Origin of the sequence: Nocardia sp. NPDC003269 (genome assembly GCF_042888005.1) — a bacterium.
Classification (GTDB): Bacteria; Actinomycetota; Actinomycetes; order Mycobacteriales; family Mycobacteriaceae; genus Nocardia.
The window spans coordinates 1,212,695-1,230,951 of record NZ_JBIAPA010000002.1 but is presented as its reverse complement, the minus strand read 5'-3'; the positions used below and the strand labels follow the sequence as shown (position 1 = coordinate 1,230,951).

The following is an 18,257-nucleotide window of genomic DNA, read 5'->3' as shown; positions in this document are numbered from 1 at the left end:
CGCTGCCGACAGCCCACGCCGAGCTCCGACGCCGGCGCCCAGTCCGCGCCGAGACCCGAAAACCGCGCCAGCTCTCCGCCACCGAGGACGGTCGGACGTCGGCACCGTCAGCCGGTTCAGCTCTCGGCTGTGGACCGGTGCGGCGGCACTGTCGGGCCGTGGGACGTCGCCAGCCGGTCAGGCAGGCGCCACGACCAGGTCGGGGCGTGGGGCCTCGCGCAGGACGGTGCCGATGAGGTCGCGCAGGGCGCGGTGACCCGCGTCGGCGGTATTGCGCGGGTGCCAGGCCATGGCGACGACGGGGGCCGGGAGCGGGAGGGGGATCTCGAAGGTCGTCAGGCCGAGGGAGAGGGCGGCGGGGCGGGCGAGCAGTTCCGGGGCGGGACAGACCAATTCGGTGGTGGCGACGGTGAACAGCGCGGTGGACAGGTCGGGGACGGTGGCGACCACGCGCCGGGTGCGGCCGTGCAGGGCCAGGCGGTCGTCGATGGGGCTGTGCGTGCGGCCGGTGGCCGAGACCTCCAGGTGCTGGGCGGAGGCGTAGGCGGCCACGGTGGGGCGGTCGGCGCCGAACGGGTGCCCCGCGGCGGCGAGGCCGATCCAGCGGTCGGCGAACAGGCGGGTGACCACCGTCTCAGGGTCGGTCTGGCCGATCATGCCGACCTCCACGTCGACCCGGCCGTCGCGCAGGGCGACCACCGTGTCCGCGGCGTCGGCGGCCAGCACGCGCACCGTGACGCCGGGCAGCTGGGCGCGGACCGCGGCCAGCAGCGGACCGGTCAGCCGGGGAGCGACCGAATCGGCCACCCGGACAACGAAATCGCGATGGCGGCCCGCCCCGGTGTCGTCGCGGGCGGTGAGCAGCAACCGCGCCTGGTCGACCAGTCCGGCGACGTCGTGGCGCAGCTCCAGCGCCCGCGGGGTCGGCACCAGCCGGCGACCGGAGCGCACCAGCAGCGGGTCGCCGAGGACCGCGCGCAGCCGGGTGAGGGTGCGGCTCATCGCCGAGGTCGACGTGTGCAGACGCCGGGCCGCCTCGGTCACGCTGTTGGTCTCCAGCAGTGCGTCGAGGGCGAGCAACAGGTTCAGATCCAGCGCGTCCACGCGAGGATTATCACCAACGCGAGGATCACCGCCAAGTGTTGTCGCGGCGGCGATCCTGCGTGTCGGGCTACCGCTCGGCAACCGGCGCGGGCGCGGGTGCCACGGGGACGGTCGCCGGATGTTCGCGCAGCACCCGCCGGTAGGTGGCGGGCCGCACCGGGCGCACCCACTGGGCCAGCCTGCTGGTCAGCGGCAGCGGGGTGCGCAGGTCGTCGAGCATCTCGTCGATATTGGCCAGCGAGAACGGCACCACCGACGCGCCCTGGGCGTGATAGCCCGCCGAGCGTTCCCGCGACCAGTGCAGCCGCTCGTCGATCTCGGAGTTCATCTGCTCGGGCATCGGCGGCACGAACTTCCCGGTGAGCAGCCCGGCGATCCAGTGCGCGCCGACTTCCGCGCTCAGCGCGCTCACATTGGAGCTGTTGTAGCCGGCGAAGGTCAGGTTGGGCACCTCGACCGGCAGGATGTTGCGGAAGAGCCGGAAATCGCCCACCTCGTCGGTCAGGCTGCGCCGCACGAACGGGGTCAGGAACGGCACCTCCTGCTGGTATCCGGTGGCGCAGACGACGATCTCGGCCAGCTTCAGCGTGCCGTCGGACAGGCGCACGGCGGGCCCGTGCTGCCCGCCGATCAGCTCGGTGACCTCGGTCTCGCGGTGGACGGTGATCCGGCCCGCCTCGACCTGCTCGGCGAAGCCCTCGGTCGCCAGGCTCGCGCTGCTGTTGGTCATCTCCTCGATGCCGCCCGTCGGCAGCAGATCGAGCTCGCGTAGCCGGAGCTTGCGGGTCACCCGCTCCTGGACCAGATCCAGGTTCGCCTGCCGCAGGCTGAGCGCGTCGAGCCAGCGCTCGATGCGGCGCGGCTCCCGCGACCGGAAGTGCGCCTCGCCGAGGCGGGTGAGCAGCAGTCGCTCGTAGTCGAGGCCGAGATCGAGCGTGCGCGGCATCTTCCAGGTGAGCCTGCGCGCGACGACGCTGGTCTCGTCGGCCAGATGGCTGACGGCCTCGGCGACATCACAGGCCGACTTGCCGTAGCCGATCACGACCACGGAGCGGTCGCGGGCCTGCTCGACGTCGTGGAAGTCCGACACGTGCACCAGCCGCCCGCCCGCGGCCGCGAACGCCGCCGCGCCGGGCAGCGCGGGCAGCACCGGGTCGCTGAACACGCCGTTGGCGACGATCAGGTGATCGCAGGTGGTGCGGTGCACGCCGTCGCGATCGCGGACCTCGAGCAGCCAGCCGCTGTCGACCGGGTCGGCGGCGACGACCTCGGTGCCCAGCCGCAGGTGTTCGGCCAGACCGAACTCCTGGACGTACCCGGCCAGGTAGGCCTGGATCTGCTGGCCGTCGGGCCAGCGCGGGAAGTCCTCGGGCATCGGGTAATCGCTGAAGTGGTACCGGACCTTGCTGTTCTGCGCGCGCAGCCCCGGATAGCGTCGGGTGGCGCTCCACACACCTCCGACATCAGGGGCCCGGTCGAACACCTCGACCGGGAAACCCGCCCGACTCAACACTTTCGCGCAGGCCAAACCCGCCACTCCCGCACCGACGATCCCGATGCGGCTACCGCTCGTCATGGCGAGGAGAGTACTCGGCACCGGCGCGCGGGTGCCACCGCCGCCGGGCCGACCCGTGCTGTACTGGAACTATGACCAACAGTTCCGTCGTCGTCGATCGGGCCGGGCTCTGGGATGCCGAGGAGCTCAGTGACGTCGCCGCGGCGACCTTCCCGCTGGCGTGCCCGCCGGAGGCCACCCAGGGCGATATCGAGATCTTCCTCGAGCAGATGCTCTCGGGCGAGCGGTTCGGCGAGTACCTGTCCGATCCGGAGCGCACGGTCCTCAAGGCCGTCGAGGGTGACGAGATCGTCGGCTACGCCATGCTGGTGGCGGGCAGGCCGACCGATCCGGAGGTGGATGCCCAGGTCAGCCCAGGTGCGGTGGTCGAGCTGAGCAAGATGTACGTGTTGCCGGGGCACCACGGCAGCGGCGTCGCCGCGGCCCTGATGACCGCGGCGGTGGCGACCGCCCGCGACGCCGGCGCTGCGGTGCTGTGGCTGGGCGTGAACCAGGCCAACGAACGCGCCCAGAAGTTCTACGCCAAGCACGGTTTCACCCAGGTGGGCACGAAGACGTTCCCGGTCGGCAGCCAGGTGCACTCCGACTTCGTCTACGAACGGGCGCTGGGCGACTCAGTCGAGTAGCGCGGCCCGCAGCGCGGTGACCTCGGCGTCGGACAGGCCGAGGCCGTCACGCACGTAGCCGTCGAAGCTGCCGTAGCTCTGGTCCGCCTGGTCGAACGCGGCGTCGAGCCAGCTCTGCTGGACGCCGTTGAGCGGGTCGGTGGGCGCGGCGCCGCGGTAGACGTTGGAGGCCAGGTAGTCCGCGGTGACGGTGGCCCGGTCGACGCCGAGCACGGTCAGCAGGACCGCCGAGGTCCAGCCGGTCCGGTCCTTGCCCGCACTGCAGTGGTAGAGCACGCCGGTGCCGTCGGCGGCGATGATGTCGCGCAGCACGGCGGCGAACGCCTCGTTCGCGCCGGGCGCGGTGATGAACGCGCGGTACATGCCCTCGCCGCCGAACAGCGCGCCAGCCAGGATCAGCGGCGGCGCCTGGCCGATGACGTCGTAGGAGTTGCCGACCGCGCCCGCGGGCAGCCGGTCGGCGCCGAGGCCGCGCTCGTAGCCGGTGCGCAGGTCGTCGACGACGCGCACGCCGAGGGCGCTGAGCCGGGCCAGATCCTCGGGGGTCGCCTTGTCCAGCGCGCCGGTGCGGAACACCAGCCCGGTGCGCACCCGGTGCCCGTCGGTGGTGCGGTAACCGCCCGCGTCCCTGGCGTTCTGGACGCCGGTGAGGCCGAGCAGCCGATCGGCGGTGGTCTCACTGGCGGGCGCTGGTGCGGCCACGGCCTGGCCGAGTGCCGGACCGAGCAGCACCGCCACTCCGGTCGCGGCGGCCAGACTCGCGCGCAGAGCACGGCTACGGGTCACGACAGGGCTCCTTCGACGACGCCGGGTCACGGTCAGGACGAACGTACCCGGCGCCGGTCGGTTACGCGGCGGCGGCCTCGAAGCGCGACAGTGCCAGCAGTCGCGAGATCGCGCGCAGGTACTTCTTGCGGTAGCCGCCGTCGAGCATCTCCTGGGAGAAGATCTCGTCGAGCTTGGCGCCGGAGACCGTCACCGGGATGCTGGCGTCGTAGAGGCGGTCGGCCAGCACCACGATGCGCAGCGCGACGGCCTGGTCGGTCACCGGGTGGACGCCGGAGATGAACACCGAGGTCACGCCGTTGATCAGGGCGCCGTACTTCGACGGGTGCAGCGTGCTCAGGTGCTTCAGCAGCGCGTCGTAGTCGTCGAGGGTGGAGCCCGGGGTGGTGGCGGCCCGTTCGGCCAGGATGTCCGGCGAGGTCGGCTCGGGAGCGGGCGGCAGGTCGCGGTGGCGGTAGTCGGGACCGTCGACGCGCACCGGCTCGAAGATGGAGCCGAGCTTCTTGATCTCGCGCAGGAAATCCTGTGCGGCGAAACGGCCCTCGCCGAGCTGGCTGGGCAGCGTGTTGGAGGTGGCCGCGATCGAGACGCCCGCTGCGGAGAGTTCGGTGAGCAGGCGCGAGACCATGGTCGTGTCGCCCGGATCGTCGAGCTCGAATTCGTCGATGCAGAGCAGGCTGTTGCCGGAGAGCCGCTCGACGGCGTTGACGAAGCCCAGCGCGCCGACCAGGTTGGTCAGCTCGCCGAAGGTGCCGAACGACTTGGGCGCGGGCGCGCTGTGGAAGATCGAGGCGAGCAGGTGGGTCTTGCCGACGCCGAACCCGCCGTCGAGGTACAGACCGGCGCCGCTGACGGCCTTCTTCTTGCCGAACAGGCTCTTCTTGGACGCGGCCTTGTGGATCTTGGCGACCTGACCGGCGAATTCCTCGGCCTTGGCGACCGCGGCGGCCTGGCTCGGTTCCTTGGGGTCGGGAATGTAGGAGGCGAAGCTGACCTCGTCGAACATGGGCGGGGGCACCATCTGCGCGACGAGCTGGTCGGCCGGGACCTCCGGATGGCGATCGACGAGGCGTTCTTGCATGAACGAATCGTACGGACGTGGTTGCATCGGATCCTATGCAGCGTATCCACAATGTGACCCAGCTCGCAGACCTCGACGACGACGCACTGGCCAGGTGCTATGCCTACCCCCGCCAGCTGGAACGACCCTGGGTGCGCGCCAACTTCGTCAACAGTATCGACGGGGCGTTCACCGTCGACGGGGTCTCGGCGGGACTGGGCACCGACGCTGACCACCGCGTGTTCGGGCTGCTGCGGGAACTGGCGGAGGTGATCGTCGTCGGCGCGGGCACGGTGCGCGCGGAGGACTACGGCGGCGCGCACCCCGATCCGGACCGGCGGCGCGCGCACTTCCGGCACGGGATCGGCGGGTCGGCAGACGGCACGCCGCCACCGATCGCCGTCGTCACCGCGAGCGCGCGCCTGGATCCGGCGTCGCGGTTCTTCACCGACGCCGAGACCGCCCCGCTGATCATCACCACCGCCCACGCGGCACCGGAGCAGGTCGACGCGCTGGCGGCGGCGGGCGCGGAGGTGGTGGTCGCCGGGGAGGCCGCGATCATGCCCGCCGCGCTGCTGCGGGTGCTCGCCGAGCGCGGCCTGCAGCGGGTGCTGTGCGAGGGCGGTCCGCACCTGTTCGGCCAGCTGGCCGAGGCCGATCTGGTCGACGAACTGTGCCTGACCACCGCGCCGGTGCTGGTGGGCGGGGCGGGCGGGCGAATCTCGCTGTCGGCGAGCGGTTTCGACATCCCGATGCACCGCAGGCAGCTCGTGCTCGCCGAGGACGGCACCGTACTGGCCCGCTGGGCCCGTCGATGAAACCTGGCGCCGAACCTGGCAGTGTGTAGCCCATGCGCTGGACTCGGGCCGCGGCGACGGCCGCGACACTGTCGATCATGCTCGCGGGCTGCGGGGCCGGACCGTCGGATCGGCCCGTCGTCGCTGTCGAGCGGCCGGGGGTCGGTGGCGCGCAGACCGAGACACCCACGGTGCCCGAACCGGCCACGGCGGAGACCCCCAAGACCGACCTGGCCTGGAAGGACTGCACCGCCGCCACGCTGGGTTCGCTCGACTTCGGTCCGGCCCCGGCCGGGCTGGTGCTCGAATGCGCCGACTTCTCCACCCCGATCGACACCGCGGGCACCGTGCTCGGCACGTTCCGGGCGGGCGCGCTGCGGGCCCGGCTGCCGCAGACCCCGGCCGACGCCGCGCCGCTGGTGCTCACCTCCGGCGCCGATCGTTCCTCGGCCTCGACGCTGGCCGGGCTGGCGATCGGGCCGAACAGCGCGCTGCTGGCCGCGCAGCCGATCGTCGCCGTCGACCGGCGCGGGATCGGCGCCTCCCAGCCCATCGACTGCATCCCGGCGCAGCTGCGCGCGGTGATGACCGACCTCGGCCAGTTCGGGATCGGCAGCGACGACCAGGTCGGCGCCGTGGCCGGCTACAGCCAGGACGCCACCATCGCCTGCCGCGACTTCCTGCAGCCCTACGAGGGCACCTTCGACGCGCCGCACGCGGCCGACGACATCGAACAGCTGCGCAAGCAGTGGCAGGTCGACAAGATCAACCTGCTCGGCACGGGCAACGGCGGCAAGGTCGCGCTCAGCTACGCCCGCCGCTACGGCGACCACCTGGCCCGGCTGATCCTGGACGCCCCCGAACCGGTCGGCGCCGACCTCACGACGATGACCGAGGCCGCCGTCACCGGCGCCGAGGCCGCCGTGACGGCGTTCGCCCAGCGCTGCAAGGCCGCCAACTGCGCCCTGGGCGCCGACCCGCGCGCCACCGTCATCGGGCTGGTGGCCAAGGCGAACAGCGGCGGCCTCGGCGATATCTCGGGCGCCGACCTCTCGACCGCGCTCACCGGCTTCCTGTCCAGCCCGCGCGGTGACCAGGCGAGCCGGGTCACCGCGCTGGCCGACATCCTCGCCGCCGCCGACCGCGGCGACCGCGCCCCGCTGGCGGCGCTGGTGGCCCGCGAATCCGCGGCGATCAACTCCGACGGCGAATTCGTCAACCGGTGCACCGACAGCCAACAGCCCCCGACCCCGGACCGGGCCCGCGAGCTCGCCGGAACCTGGGCCGGCAAATATCCGGTTTTCGGTCGCACCGCCGCGATCGGGCTGATGGTCTGCTCGGCCTGGCCGGTCTCGACCGCGCCGCCGCTGCCGACGAAGCTGGACCTGCCGGTGCTGGTGTTCGCCGGTGCCGCCGACCCGATCGTCGGCGGGGCCGCGGCCTCGGTCACCGGCGCGCTCGGGGCGGCGGGCGCCCGGCACGCCACCATGACCTGGCAGGGCTGGGGGCACCCGGTGACCGCGCACTCCGGCTGCGCGCAGAAGGCGGTCGCCGACTACCTCGCGGAGGCGAAATTGCCCGCCGACGGCGGTGCCTGCCCCGCCTGATCCAGGTCGTACGACCATGTGATTCCGGCGCGTCGGACGGGTCCGGCGACACCATCGCTACCCGATCCGGTGTACCGTGCCCCAGTGTTGTTCCGACAGCTCGAGCCCCGCACCGCTCGCACCTCCGCCGAGGTGATCAAGTTCGCACTCTGGCCCTTCGCGGTCATGACCGTGCTGAACCGTGTCTTCATCAAGGCGGTCAACGGATTCGTCACCGACGACTACCGGCCTGTGTACAACGCCTCGTTCGAGTTCCTGAACGGCAGGCCGCTGTACACCGCCGACTTCTCCTCGGTCGACCCGCACTATCTGTACTACCCGAGTGGAACGCTGCTGATCGCGCCGGTGGCGGTCATCGAGTACGAGCTGTCGCGCTGGCTGTTCATCGGCCTCAACGCCGTCGCGATCCTGATCGCCTGGTACCTGCTGCTGCGCCTGTTCAAGTTCGGTCTCGGGTCCGTCGCCGCGCCCGCGCTGCTGCTGGCGATGTTCGCCTCCGAGACTGTCACCAACACGCTGGTCTTCACCAATGTCAACGGCTGTCTGCTGCTGGCCGAGATGGTGTTCCTGCACCTGTTGCTGGCGCGACGCGACCTCTGGGCCGGTGTCGCGCTGGGGTTGAGCATCTCGGTCAAACCCACGCTGGCGCCGCTGCTGCTCGTCGCGGCCGTGCGCGGCCAGTGGAAGGTCTTCATCACCGCGCTCGGCGTGCCGCTGACGCTCACCGCGATCGCCTGGCCGCTGTCGGCGGATCCCGAGAAGTTCTTCACCCGGGTGGTGCCGTATCTGGCGCAGACGCGCGACTACTTCAACAGCTCGATCGGCGGGAACGGGCTCTACTACGGCCTGCCGCACTGGCTGATCCTGCTGGTGCAGGGTGTGATGGCCGCGGTGGTCGCGGTGACGCTGTGGCTGCTGTGGCGCTACTACCGCGACGACGAGCTGTTCTTCGTCACCACGTTCTCCGGGGTGCTGCTCACCGCGTCGTTCCTGCTGCTCTCGCTGGGCCAGATGTACTACTCGATGATGCTGTTCCCGTTCCTGCTGTCGGTGGTGCTGCGCAATTCCGTGCTGCGCAACTGGCCCGCCTGGCTGGCGATCTTCGGGTTCATGACCTACGACAAGTGGCTCTCGGACCGCTGGCAGAGCACCGGGCGCACGCTCGAGTACCTGCGGGTGACCTTCGGCTGGGGTCTGCTGCTCGTCGTCGTGTTCTGCGTGCTGGGTGACCGCTACCTGGCCGCGCGCCGCGAGGGCAGGCTGCGGTTCGGCATCGACCCGGCGTGGATGGCGAGCGCGCCGGATTCGCGCGACGGTTCCGACGACGACAAGCCCGCGCCCGCCGCGGTCTCCCCCGCGCCCGATCGCGACGATCCCGTCGCGCCGGAAGAGCCGGTCGACGACCGCGAACCCGCGCTGAAATAGAGCACGGCCCGTGCTGTGACGCGACGATCGCGGCGCGCACCGGCCGAAACCATTAGCGTGGAGTGATGAGTTCCGATACTTCGTTACCCACGCCGCGCATCCAGCTGACGCCGCAGCAGTGGCGGGCGAAACTGGACCCGCAGGAATACGCCGTTCTCCGCGAGGCCGCCACCGAGCGCCCGTTCGTCGGGGAATACACCGACACCAAGACCGAGGGCGTCTACACCTGCCGCGCCTGCGACGCCGAATTGTTCCGCAGCACCGAGAAATTCGACTCGCACTGCGGCTGGCCGTCGTTCTTCGACCCGGCCGATTCCGACGCGGTGATCCTGCGCGCCGACGACTCGCTCGGTATGCGCCGGGTGGAGGTGCTGTGCGCGAACTGCCACAGCCACCTCGGCCACGTCTTCGAGGGCGAGGGCTACGCGACGCCCACCGACCAGCGGTACTGCATCAACTCGATCGCGCTGCGCCTGCAGCCCACCGAGGACTGACACGACGAAGGGCCCGGTCGAGGCGACCGGGCCCTTCGTCGTGTCCTGACTACGGCAGCGCGGTGACCAGCTGGTCGACCTCGACGCGCGGGCCGGTGAAGAACGGGATCTCCTCGCGCACGTGCAGGCGGGCCTCGGTGGCGCGCAGGTCACGCATCAGGTCGACGATGCGGTGCAGCTCGGGGGCCTCGAAGGCGAGGATCCACTCGTAGTCGCCCAGCGCCATCGAGCTGACGGTGTTGGCGCGCACGTCCGGGTAGCCGCGGGCCGCCTTGCCGTGATCGGCGAGCATCTTGCGCCGCTCCTCGTCGGGCAGCAGGTACCACTCGTAGGACCGCACGAACGGGTACACGCAGATGTAGTTGCCCGGGTCCTCCCCCGCCAGGAACGCGGGGATGTGGCTCTTGTTGAACTCCGCCGGGCGGTGCACCGCCACATTGCTCCACACCGGGGCGCTGGCCCGGCCCAGTTCGGTGGTGCGCCGGAAGTCGGCGTAGGCGGCCTGCAGGTCCTCGACGCGCTCGGCGTGGGTCCACAGCATGAAGTCGGCGTCGGCGCGCAGGCCGGCCACGTCGTAGATGCCGCGCAGCACGACACCCTTGTCGGCCAGGCCGTCGAAGAACGCCTGCGCCTCCTTGATCGCCGCGGCCCGGTCCTCGCCGAGCACGCCCGGCTGCACCTGGAACACCGAGAACATCAGGTAGCGAATGGTGGAGTTGAGGGCCTGATAGTCGAGTCGCGCCATGGATCCATGGTGCCACTGCGGTGATTTCGCCTGCCGGGTGGGCGGGGATACGGGTTCCGCCGGTGGTCGTCAGTCGGTCACCGGCCTGCCCGCCCGCCACGGCGAGGTCTCGTCGCTGCCGAAAACCGAGGTCACGGTGGTCGCCGCACCCGCGTGCAGTTCGACCGGGCCGAGCTCGGGGTCGAGGATCAGGGTGCGGGTGGGCTGGTCGCCGGTGGTCGTCACAGCGCGCGATCATGCAGCATCGCTATCGAACCCGGTCGGGGACACGCCGGGTGAGTGCGTCGAGACATGTCCAGCCCCGTGGATCGGCGCAGCGGTCGTCGACCCGGCCGCTGTCCGCGGCGACCCTACTCGACGGTGGAGGTGAGGGCGCTCGCGATGCGGTCGGCCGCGGCGGTGCCCGAGGCGACGCAGGCGGGGACGCCGACGCCGTGGAGGTAGGCGCCCGCTACGGCGAGGCCGTCGAGGTCGGCGACGGCGGTCTCCAGGGTGGCGATGCGGTCGGTGTGGCCGGGGGCGTACTGGGGCAGGCCGCCGGGCCAGCGCTGGACGACGGACTGGAGGGGGGCGATCTCGGCGCCGGTCACCGTGGTCAGGTCGGCGACGGCGGCGGCGACGAGTTCCTCGTCGGACCAGGACAGCGGGGCTTCGTCGCCGAAGCGGCCGAAGGACGCGCGGACCAGAGCGACCTCGCGGGCGCCGAGGTGCGGCCACTTGCGGCTGGACAGCGTGAAAGCCTTGGCGCGCAGGGGTTCTCCGGTGGCGACGAGGATGCCCGAGTTGTCCGGCAGGCCGGTGGCGAGCGGCAGCGCCATGGCGACCAGCGCCGAGGAGGACAGGTCGATCTCCCCGGCGGCCGCGGCGGCGACCGGCGACACGTGGTGCAGCAGCCGGGCGGTGACCGGGGCCGGGGTCGCCAGGACGACGGCGTCGACGAGGCCGATCGGGTCGACCACCCACCCCCGGGGCGCGGTGGCCACCCGGGTGGCCGCGAGGGTGGTGACCAGGCGCGCGGCCGACGCCGTGGTCAGGGCGGCGAGCAGGGCGCCGTAGCCGTCGCGCAGGCCGCCGAAGACCGGCGCGGTGCTCGGCGGCGGCAGGGCCTCGCGGACCGCGTCGGTGAGGCTGCGGGCGCCGCGGTCCAGGGCGGCGGCGAGGGTGGGCAGCGCGGCGCGGACGCCGATCGAGGCGCTGGTGCCCGCGTAGACGCCGCCCAGCAGCGGGTCGACACTGCGCTCGACCACCTGTGGCCCGAAGCGATCGGCTACGAGACTGTGCACGTCGACATCGGCACCCGGCGTCCAGTCGAAGGCGCGCTGCGGCTCGGCCGCGACCCGCGCCAGCGTCGCGTCGTCGACGAGCCCGCGCAGGGACTCGGCGTCGGAGGGGATACCCATCAGCGTCCGCCCTGGCAGCGGATGCGGCGCCCCCTGCGCCCACACCAGCGGCCGCTTGCCCGCCGGGCGGACGAGCTGGTCGGCGATGCCGAGCTCGGTCATCAGCTCGATCACCTCGGGCCTGCGCCCGACGAACGCCTCGGCGCCGAGATCCAGTGGCTCCCCGGCCAATTCGCCGGTGTGCAGCACGCCGCCGACCCGCGCGCGCTGCTCGAGCACCACGATATCGGCCTCGGCGCCCAGCCGCTGCCGCAGTCGATACGCCGCGACGAGCCCACTGATGCCGCCACCGATGATCGCGATCCGCATGCTTCGACCGTAGTCGCGCGGCGACGACCGCCGGAACTCACACCCTCGACGCTGTCACCGGGATCACCACCCACGCCCCGGATCTCCGCGAGCGCATCCACGCCGGAACCAGCAGGAGGTACCAAGGCGCGGCCATCGAGCTGTCGACCGGCGACTGCCGACCCCGTCCCACCGGACGGGGCGGGCGCGACGGGAAACTACAGCGAGTGCACCAGGTCGACGAGCGCGGTCAGCACGCCCGGATCGGTCTCGGGCTGCACGCCGTGTCCGAGGTTGAAGATGTGGCCGGTCGCGCCGAGGGTGATGGCGTCGTCGGCCTCGCGCAGGATGCGGCGGGTCTCGGCCTCGACCGCGTCGAACCCGGCGAACAGGATCGCCGGATCCAGGTTGCCCTGCAAGCCTTTTCCGGCGCCGACGCGGCGCACGGCCTCGGTCAGCGGCACCCGCCAGTCGACGCCGACCACGTCCGCGCCCGCCTCGCCCATCGCCCCGAGCAGCTCGCCGGTCCCGACCCCGAAGTGGATGCGCGGCACGCCCGCGGCGGCGACCTCGGCGAACACGCGCTCCGAATGCGGGAGCACGAACTCGCGGTAGTCGGCCAGCGACAGCGCGCCCGCCCAGGAGTCGAACAGCTGCACCGCGTCGACCCCGGCGGCCAGCTGGGCCTGCAGGAACGCGATGGTGATGTCGGTGAGCGTGCCGAGCAGGGCGTGCCAGGTCTTCGGGTCGGCGTGCATCATCGCCTTGGTGCGCTCGTGCTGCTTGCTCGGCCCGCCCTCGACCAGGTAGGACGCCAGGGTGAACGGCGCGCCGGCGAACCCGATGAGCGGGGTGTCGCCGAGCGCGTCGGTGAGCAGGCGCACGCCCTCGGCGACCGCGCCGACCTCTTCGGGCCGCAGCCGCGGCAGGGCCCGCACATCGGCCTCGGTCCGCACCGGCGAGGCGACGACGGGGCCGACGCCCGGCACGATGTCGAGGTCGATGCCCGCCGCCTTGAGCGGAACGACGATGTCGGAGAACAGGATTGCCGCGTCGACGCCGTGGCGGCGGATCGGCTGCATGGTGATCTCGCACACCAGCTCGGGGTCGAAGCAGGACTCGAGCATGCCGATGCCCTTGCGCAGCTCCCGGTACTCGGGCAGCGAGCGGCCCGCCTGGCGCATGAACCACACGGGGCGCCTGCTGGGCGTCGCGCCGGTGGCGGCGGCCAGGAAGGGGGCATCGGTCAACCGGCGGCGGGTGTAAGTGCTCATCACCGCCCATCCTAAGCGGCCATCGCTGCCGGCTCCGGAGCGCCACCTCACCCCCGATCGGGTGGGCGATCCCGCCACGACCGCGGATCGCCGACGGAATTCCCCCGCGTCGCGCATCGCGCATCCCATCGACGCCGAGAATGCGCCCTGCGCAACACAGCCCGCGCACGACGCGCACAGGCGGCGCGCCTCCGACGACGCCGGGCACGCACGGTCTACCGTTTCTCCTCGTGACACCGCTCGACATCCGCGACGGCGCCGCACCGACCGGGGGAACGCCCCGCGAGCCTGCTTCTTTCCGGGCGGCGGTCGATGCGATGGGCACCGCAACCGTGCACCCTCGAATCGAGCTGGCGCCTATCCGTCCCCCGCAACGGTTGGCGCCGTTCTCCTATGCGCTCGGCGCCGAGGTCACCCACCCCGACAGCGCCATCGTGCCGATCGATTCCGAGGGCGACGCCTTCGGCAGGCTGATCCTGCTGCACGACCCGGACGGCGACGAGGCCTGGCACGGTGTGTTCCGGCTGGTCGCCTACATCCAGGCCGACATCGATGCCGCGCTCGCCGCCGACCCGCTGCTGCCCGAGGTGGCGTGGAGCTGGCTGGTCGACTCCCTGGAGTCGCGCGGCGAGCCGTTCACCGCCCTCGGCGGCACCGTCACGGCCACCAGTTCGGTCCGCTACGGCGACATCGCGGGCCCGCCCCGGGCCCATCAGCTGGAGCTGCGCGCCTCCTGGACGGCGATGAACACCGAGATGCGGCGGCACGTGGAGGCGTTCTGCGAGGTCCTGGCCTTCGCCGCCGGGCTGCCACCCGCCGGGATCACCCATTTGCGACCGGAGTCCTATACCCGCACCGATCACCCTTGATCGCCACGTAGAGTTCACGTTTATGCCGGTCGCCGAGGATCCAACCGCAGCAGAGCCCCTGCTCGCCCCCGCCGAGGGGGTGCCACCCGTGCTGGCGACCGCCGACGAGGTCGCCGCGGCGGCCCGCACGCTGGCCGCGGGCACCGGTCCACTGGCCGTCGACGCCGAGCGTGCGTCCGGTTTCCGCTACTCGGCGCGGGCGTACCTGATCCAGCTGCGCCGCGCGGACGCCGGCTCCTTCCTGATCGATCCGATCCCGGTGACCGACGCGCTGACCCCGCTGGCCGAGGCGATCAACCCGCTCGAATGGGTATTGCACTCGGCCGACCAGGATCTGCCCGGCCTGGCCGAACTCGGGCTGCGCCCGGCCCGGCTGTTCGACACCGAGCTCGGCGGCCGGATCGCCGGCTACGAGCGCGTCGGCCTGGCCGCGATGGTGGAGAACCTGCTGGGCCGCTCGCTGCGCAAAGGGCACGGGGCCGCCGACTGGTCGACCCGCCCGCTGCCCGACGAATGGCTCAACTACGCCGCCCTGGACGTGGAACTGCTGCTGGAACTGCGCGACACCGTCGCCGCCGATCTCACCGATCAGGGCAAGATCGAGTGGGCCGCCGAGGAATTCGAGCACGTCCGCACCATGGAGCCGCCCGCGCCGAAGGCCGATCGCTGGCGGCGCACCTCCGGCATCCACACCCTGCGGCGCCCGCGTCAGCTGGCGATCGTGCGGGAACTGTGGACCACCCGCGACGAGCTGGCCCGCGCCCGCGACGTCGCGCCCGCCCGCATCCTGCCCGACGCGGCGATCGTGGCCGCGGCCACCGGCGAACCGCGCAGCATCGCCCAGCTGCGCACCCTGCCGGTCTTCGGCGGCCCGCGCCAGCGCCGCTACTCCCGTGACTGGCTGGCCGCGGTCGAACGCGGCCGCACCCTGCCGGACAAGGAACTCCCCCCGCTGACGCTGCCCTTCGACGGTCCGCCCCCGGTCAACCGCTGGGAACGCCGCGACCCCGCCGCCGCGGCCCGCCTGACCACCGCGCGCGGCGCGATGGGCGAGCTGTCCACCGAGTACGCCATCCCCGTCGAGAACCTGCTCTCCCCCGATCTGGTCCGCAGGCTGTGCTGGGACGGGCTGCCCGACTACAAGAACGTCGGCGAGCCCGACGAGCTGTCGGCCACGATCGAGGAGTTCCTGCGCGCGGGCGGCGCCCGGCCGTGGCAGCGCGCGCTGGCCGTGCCCGCCCTGACCAAGGCACTGACCCCCGACGCCTAGCGCCTCGGCCCCACCGCTGGACGCGGCAGGGCCGAGGGCGCCGGACACCGATCAGGGTGCGGGCTGCGCCTGCTCGACAAACCGGTTGGTGTAGGTGGCCGCGAGGTCGATCCGGTCGCGGACCGGGGCCACATTGCGCGAGTACTGACCGAGGATGCGCAGAACATTCTGGGCGCCTTCGGTTTTCATGAGGCCGTCACCGTTGAACATGCCGATCGAGTCCCGGATCGACTGCACATAGAGGGCCGGATCGCTGCCCGCGTACTGCGAGGGCATCGTCGCGGCGATCTCCTCCGGGGTGTGGGTGTCGATCCAGCGCAGGGTCTGCACGAACGCGTTCGCCAGCTTCTGCACGATCTCCGGATGCGCGGCGACGGTGTCGCATTTCATGTAGAGCGAGGAGGCGGGGTACAGACCGCCGAGCGCGGCGCGGGTCCCCTCCTCGTTGCGCATGTCGGTGAGGATCTTCGCGTCGCCGGACTGCACCATCTTGGCCACGGTCGGGTCGGTGGTCATGCCCGCGTCGATGCCGTCGTGGTTCATGCCGGCGATGAAGGTCTGGCCCGCACCGACTTTCACCCGGGTGTAGTCGGAGGTGCTCAGGCCCGCCTGGCCCGCCAGCGCCTGGGTGAGGAAGTCGGTGGACGAGCCCAGCGAGGTGACGCCGAGTTTGCGGCCTCGGAAGTCGGCCGGGGTACGGATGTCCTCGGCATCGGCGGTGGCGACCAGCTCCACCTCCCCCGGCACATCGGCGAACTGGACCACGGTCTGCAGGCACTGGTCCTTGGCCTGCAGGTCGATGGTGTGGTCGTAGAAGCCGACCACGGCCTGCACGTCGCCGGTGAGCAGCGCGGTCTCGGCGCTGGCGCCGGACTGTTCACCGAGCAGCTTCACGTCGAGGTCGTTGGCGTCGAAGGCACCGAGTTGCTGGGCCAGCATGGCGGGCAGATAGATCACCTTCTCCAAACCGCCCACCATGATGGTGATCTGGGGCCTGCCGTCGGCCATCGGGATGGTGCGCGAGTCACGGCAGCCGGTGGCCACCAGCAGCGAGCTGATCGCGAGCAGGGCGACGGCGAGCGTCTTGCGGTACCTCATCGCCTACACCCCGTGCCCGGACTGCGCCTGCGAGGGACGCCATTTCAGCAGCCGGTTCTCCGCGACGCCGATCAGCCATTCCGCCATCAGCGCGACCACGGTGATGATGATCATGCCCGCGTAGATGCCCGCCGCGTCGAAGGTGCCCTGCGCGTTGGAGATCAGCAGGCCCAAACCCTTACTGGCACCGGCGTATTCGCCGACGACCGCGCCGATCAGCGCGAAGCCGAAGGCGGTGTGCAGGCTGGACAGGATCCAGGTGGTGGCACTGGGCAGCACGATCGACCCGAGGATCTGGCGCTTGCTCGCGCCGAGGATGCGCGCGTTGTTGATGACGTTGCCGTCGACCTCCCTGGCGCCGGTGAAGGCGTTGAAGAACACCGCGAAGAACACCAGCACCACCACGGTCGCCACCTTGGACTCCAGGCCGAGACCGAACCAGATGATGAACAGCGAGGCCAGCACGATGCGCGGAACGGCGTTGAGCGCCTTGATGAACGGCGCGAGCACATCGGCCCAGTAGCGGCTGCGGCCCAGCAGCGTGCCCAGGACGACACCGGCCACGGTGCCGATAACGAAGCCGAGCACGGCTTCCTGCACGGTGGTGAAGATCTGCAGCCAGATCGAACCGAACTGCGTTCCCTCGGTGAACCATTCGACCAGGCGGTCCCAGATGAGCGAGGGCTTGGAGTAGAAGAACGGGTCGATCCACACGCTGGCGACCAGTTCCCACGAACCCAGCCACAGCGCGATGAGCGCGGCCCGCAGGCCCCACACCCGCAGCTTGGACCTGCGGTGTTTCGCCTTGACCCGGGCCAGGATCTGGTCCTCGGTCTCCGCCTCGACCTCCGGCACGGTGACCGCGATCTTGTCCATCGTCTCAAGCGACACGGGTCGCTCCCTTCGTGCGCGCCGCCTCGACCTGATCGCGCAGCGTTTCCCAGATTTCCTTGTAGAGGTCGCGGAACTCCTCGGTGAGCCGCACCTCTTCGACATTGCGCGGCCGCTCGAGGGTGACGCGGAAGTCGCCGCACACCGTCGCCGGGCTCGCGGTCATCACCACGACCCGATCGGCCAGGGCGATGGCCTCCTCCAGGTCGTGGGTCACGAAGATCACCGCGGCGTCGGTGCCGGCCCACACGCGCAGCAGTTCGTCCTGCATGAGCTGGCGGGTCTGCACGTCGAGCGCGCTGAACGGCTCGTCCATGAGGATGATCTCGGGCTCGTTGACCAGCGTCTGGGCCAGCGCGACGCGCTTGCGCATGCCGCCGGAGAGCTGGTGCGGGTAGTAGTCCTCGAACCCGGCCAGGCCGACGATGCGCACCCATTCGGCGGCCTTCGCCTTGGCCTGCGCCTTCGACACGCCACGGAAGCGCGGGCCGAGCGCGACATTGTCGATGACGCTGCGCCAGGGCAGCACCGCGTCCTGCTGGAACATGTAGCCGATGCCGTCGGGAATGCCGTCGACGTCCTTGCCGCGCACCAGCGTCCGGCCCGCCGAGGTCGGCTCGAGGCCGGACACCAGCGAGAGGGTGGTGGACTTGCCACACCCGGTCGGGCCGACCACGGCGACGAATTCGCCCGCCGCGACCGTGAAGTCGATGTTCTTCACCGCCGTGTGGATGCCACCGTCGGTTCCGGGGAAGCGCTTCGTCGCGCCCCGGAGTTCGATGAGTGGATTGCTCATTGCTGCTCCTGTGTCCGGCGCCGCTGCTGTGATGTGCGGCCGCTATCGAAAGATAAGTGGGCTGGGTCACAGGGCGCGCGCTTGTGCGCACAACCAGCGCAACCAGCGATTCCGCAGGTTCTGCGCATTGTGCTCACGCGTTCGGGGCGTG

The 18,257-nt window shown here is 71.4% G+C and carries 18 protein-coding genes; 7 read left to right on the top strand and 11 right to left on the bottom strand.

The features are described 5' to 3' along the window. Nucleotides 1-177: 177 nt before the first annotated feature. Together ACFYWJ_RS16055 and ACFYWJ_RS16050 are read right to left on the bottom strand one after the other, a co-directional pair. Nucleotides 178-1,104 (bottom strand): LysR family transcriptional regulator, encoded by a 927-nt coding sequence (locus tag ACFYWJ_RS16055; RefSeq protein ID WP_355277453.1) that lies wholly within the window; start codon nt 1,102-1,104, stop codon nt 178-180. Between the two features lie 67 nt (nt 1,105-1,171). Further along, nucleotides 1,172-2,680, bottom strand: coding sequence for an NAD(P)/FAD-dependent oxidoreductase (locus tag ACFYWJ_RS16050; RefSeq protein WP_355277455.1), 1,509 nt, complete (start codon nt 2,678-2,680; stop codon nt 1,172-1,174). Nucleotides 2,681-2,751: 71 nt separating this feature from the next. Here ACFYWJ_RS16050 and ACFYWJ_RS16045 point away from each other — a divergent pair, with 71 nt between their 5' ends. Next, nucleotides 2,752-3,306 (top strand): GNAT family N-acetyltransferase, encoded by a 555-nt coding sequence (locus tag ACFYWJ_RS16045; RefSeq protein WP_355277457.1) that lies wholly within the window; start codon nt 2,752-2,754, stop codon nt 3,304-3,306. Here the strand turns inward: ACFYWJ_RS16045 and ACFYWJ_RS16040 are convergent. Next, nucleotides 3,295-4,092, bottom strand: a complete 798-nt coding sequence (locus ACFYWJ_RS16040) for a tyrosine-protein phosphatase (protein WP_355277458.1) — start codon at nt 4,090-4,092, stop codon at nt 3,295-3,297. The genes ACFYWJ_RS16045 and ACFYWJ_RS16040 overlap by 12 nt on opposite strands. 61 nt (nt 4,093-4,153) lie before the next feature. After that, nucleotides 4,154-5,173 carry a cell division protein ZapE gene (gene zapE, locus ACFYWJ_RS16035; RefSeq protein WP_355277461.1) on the bottom strand — a complete coding sequence of 340 codons (1,020 nt, stop codon included), beginning with the start codon at nt 5,171-5,173 and terminating at the stop codon, nt 4,154-4,156. A 35-nt stretch (nt 5,174-5,208) separates the two neighbouring features. Here zapE and ACFYWJ_RS16030 point away from each other — a divergent pair, with 35 nt between their 5' ends. The 4 genes from ACFYWJ_RS16030 to msrB all read left to right on the top strand — a co-directional run bounded on the left by ACFYWJ_RS16030 (nt 5,209) and on the right by msrB (nt 9,475). Further along, the gene (locus ACFYWJ_RS16030; RefSeq protein WP_355277462.1) at nt 5,209-5,970 is read left to right on the top strand and encodes a pyrimidine reductase family protein; all 762 of its coding nucleotides are present in this window, start codon (nt 5,209-5,211) and stop codon (nt 5,968-5,970) included. Between the two features lie 32 nt (nt 5,971-6,002). After that, on the top strand, nt 6,003-7,556 hold the full coding sequence (locus tag ACFYWJ_RS16025) for an alpha/beta hydrolase (protein ID WP_355277465.1): 1,554 nt from the start codon (nt 6,003-6,005) through the stop codon (nt 7,554-7,556). Between the two features lie 84 nt (nt 7,557-7,640). Continuing rightward, the gene (locus ACFYWJ_RS16020) at nt 7,641-8,981 is read left to right on the top strand and encodes a glycosyltransferase family 87 protein (RefSeq protein WP_355277468.1); all 1,341 of its coding nucleotides are present in this window, start codon (nt 7,641-7,643) and stop codon (nt 8,979-8,981) included. Between the two features lie 65 nt (nt 8,982-9,046). Further along, nucleotides 9,047-9,475 (top strand): peptide-methionine (R)-S-oxide reductase MsrB, encoded by a 429-nt coding sequence (gene msrB / locus ACFYWJ_RS16015; protein WP_355277471.1) that lies wholly within the window; start codon nt 9,047-9,049, stop codon nt 9,473-9,475. Between the two features lie 49 nt (nt 9,476-9,524). On the opposite strand, the gene hemQ is transcribed toward msrB, so the two are convergent. The 4 genes from hemQ to hemE form a co-directional block, all read right to left on the bottom strand. Continuing rightward, nucleotides 9,525-10,220, bottom strand: coding sequence for a hydrogen peroxide-dependent heme synthase (hemQ, locus tag ACFYWJ_RS16010; RefSeq protein ID WP_355277473.1), 696 nt, complete (start codon nt 10,218-10,220; stop codon nt 9,525-9,527). Nucleotides 10,221-10,289: 69 nt separating this feature from the next. After that, nucleotides 10,290-10,445, bottom strand: a complete 156-nt coding sequence (locus ACFYWJ_RS16005; RefSeq protein WP_355277476.1) for a hypothetical protein — start codon at nt 10,443-10,445, stop codon at nt 10,290-10,292. A gap of 125 nt (nt 10,446-10,570) precedes the next feature. Then, nucleotides 10,571-11,929 carry a protoporphyrinogen oxidase gene (locus ACFYWJ_RS16000; protein ID WP_355277479.1) on the bottom strand — a complete coding sequence of 453 codons (1,359 nt, stop codon included), beginning with the start codon at nt 11,927-11,929 and terminating at the stop codon, nt 10,571-10,573. Nucleotides 11,930-12,126: 197 nt separating this feature from the next. After that, nucleotides 12,127-13,182, bottom strand: coding sequence for a uroporphyrinogen decarboxylase (gene hemE / locus ACFYWJ_RS15995; protein ID WP_355277481.1), 1,056 nt, complete (start codon nt 13,180-13,182; stop codon nt 12,127-12,129). A 317-nt stretch (nt 13,183-13,499) separates the two neighbouring features. On the opposite strand from hemE, the gene ACFYWJ_RS15990 reads away from it, so the two are divergent. Further along, entirely contained in the window at nt 13,500-14,051 is a 552-nt protein-coding gene (locus ACFYWJ_RS15990; RefSeq protein ID WP_355277831.1) for a DUF3000 domain-containing protein, read from the top strand. Between the two features lie 22 nt (nt 14,052-14,073). Beyond that, nucleotides 14,074-15,321: an HRDC domain-containing protein gene (locus ACFYWJ_RS15985; RefSeq protein ID WP_355277484.1), complete on the top strand. Its 1,248-nt coding sequence runs from the start codon at nt 14,074-14,076 to the stop codon at nt 15,319-15,321. Nucleotides 15,322-15,372: 51 nt separating this feature from the next. On the opposite strand, the gene ACFYWJ_RS15980 is transcribed toward ACFYWJ_RS15985, so the two are convergent. From ACFYWJ_RS15980 to ACFYWJ_RS15970, 3 genes are read right to left on the bottom strand one after another with little or no spacing between them, the layout of a single operon-like run. Further along, complete coding sequence (locus ACFYWJ_RS15980) at nt 15,373-16,419, bottom strand: ABC transporter substrate-binding protein (RefSeq protein ID WP_355277487.1); 1,047 nt, start codon at nt 16,417-16,419, stop codon at nt 15,373-15,375. Between the two features lie 3 nt (nt 16,420-16,422). Beyond that, a complete protein-coding gene (locus ACFYWJ_RS15975; RefSeq protein ID WP_355277490.1) occupies nt 16,423-17,310 on the bottom strand; it encodes an ABC transporter permease in 888 nt (295 codons plus the stop codon). Then, nucleotides 17,300-18,106: an ABC transporter ATP-binding protein gene (locus ACFYWJ_RS15970; protein WP_355277492.1), complete on the bottom strand. Its 807-nt coding sequence runs from the start codon at nt 18,104-18,106 to the stop codon at nt 17,300-17,302. Before ACFYWJ_RS15970 ends, ACFYWJ_RS15975 begins: the two co-directional genes overlap by 11 nt. Nucleotides 18,107-18,257 lie beyond the last annotated feature (151 nt).

Coding starts and splice junctions, on each gene's coding strand:
- ACFYWJ_RS16050 (WP_355277455.1), bottom strand. CDS start 2,680: ATGACGAGCGGTAGCCGCATCGGGATCGTCGGTGCGGGAGTGGCGGGT.
- ACFYWJ_RS16045 (WP_355277457.1), top strand. CDS start 2,752: ATGACCAACAGTTCCGTCGTCGTCGATCGGGCCGGGCTCTGGGATGCC.
- zapE (WP_355277461.1), bottom strand. CDS start 5,173: ATGCAAGAACGCCTCGTCGATCGCCATCCGGAGGTCCCGGCCGACCAG.
- ACFYWJ_RS16030 (WP_355277462.1), top strand. CDS start 5,209: ATGCAGCGTATCCACAATGTGACCCAGCTCGCAGACCTCGACGACGAC.
- ACFYWJ_RS16025 (WP_355277465.1), top strand. CDS start 6,003: ATGCGCTGGACTCGGGCCGCGGCGACGGCCGCGACACTGTCGATCATG.
- msrB (WP_355277471.1), top strand. CDS start 9,047: ATGAGTTCCGATACTTCGTTACCCACGCCGCGCATCCAGCTGACGCCG.
- hemQ (WP_355277473.1), bottom strand. CDS start 10,220: ATGGCGCGACTCGACTATCAGGCCCTCAACTCCACCATTCGCTACCTG.
- ACFYWJ_RS16000 (WP_355277479.1), bottom strand. CDS start 11,929: ATGCGGATCGCGATCATCGGTGGCGGCATCAGTGGGCTCGTCGCGGCG.
- hemE (WP_355277481.1), bottom strand. CDS start 13,182: ATGAGCACTTACACCCGCCGCCGGTTGACCGATGCCCCCTTCCTGGCC.
- ACFYWJ_RS15990 (WP_355277831.1), top strand. CDS start 13,500: ATGGGCACCGCAACCGTGCACCCTCGAATCGAGCTGGCGCCTATCCGT.
- ACFYWJ_RS15985 (WP_355277484.1), top strand. CDS start 14,074: ATGCCGGTCGCCGAGGATCCAACCGCAGCAGAGCCCCTGCTCGCCCCC.
- ACFYWJ_RS15980 (WP_355277487.1), bottom strand. CDS start 16,419: ATGAGGTACCGCAAGACGCTCGCCGTCGCCCTGCTCGCGATCAGCTCG.
- ACFYWJ_RS15970 (WP_355277492.1), bottom strand. CDS start 18,106: ATGAGCAATCCACTCATCGAACTCCGGGGCGCGACGAAGCGCTTCCCC.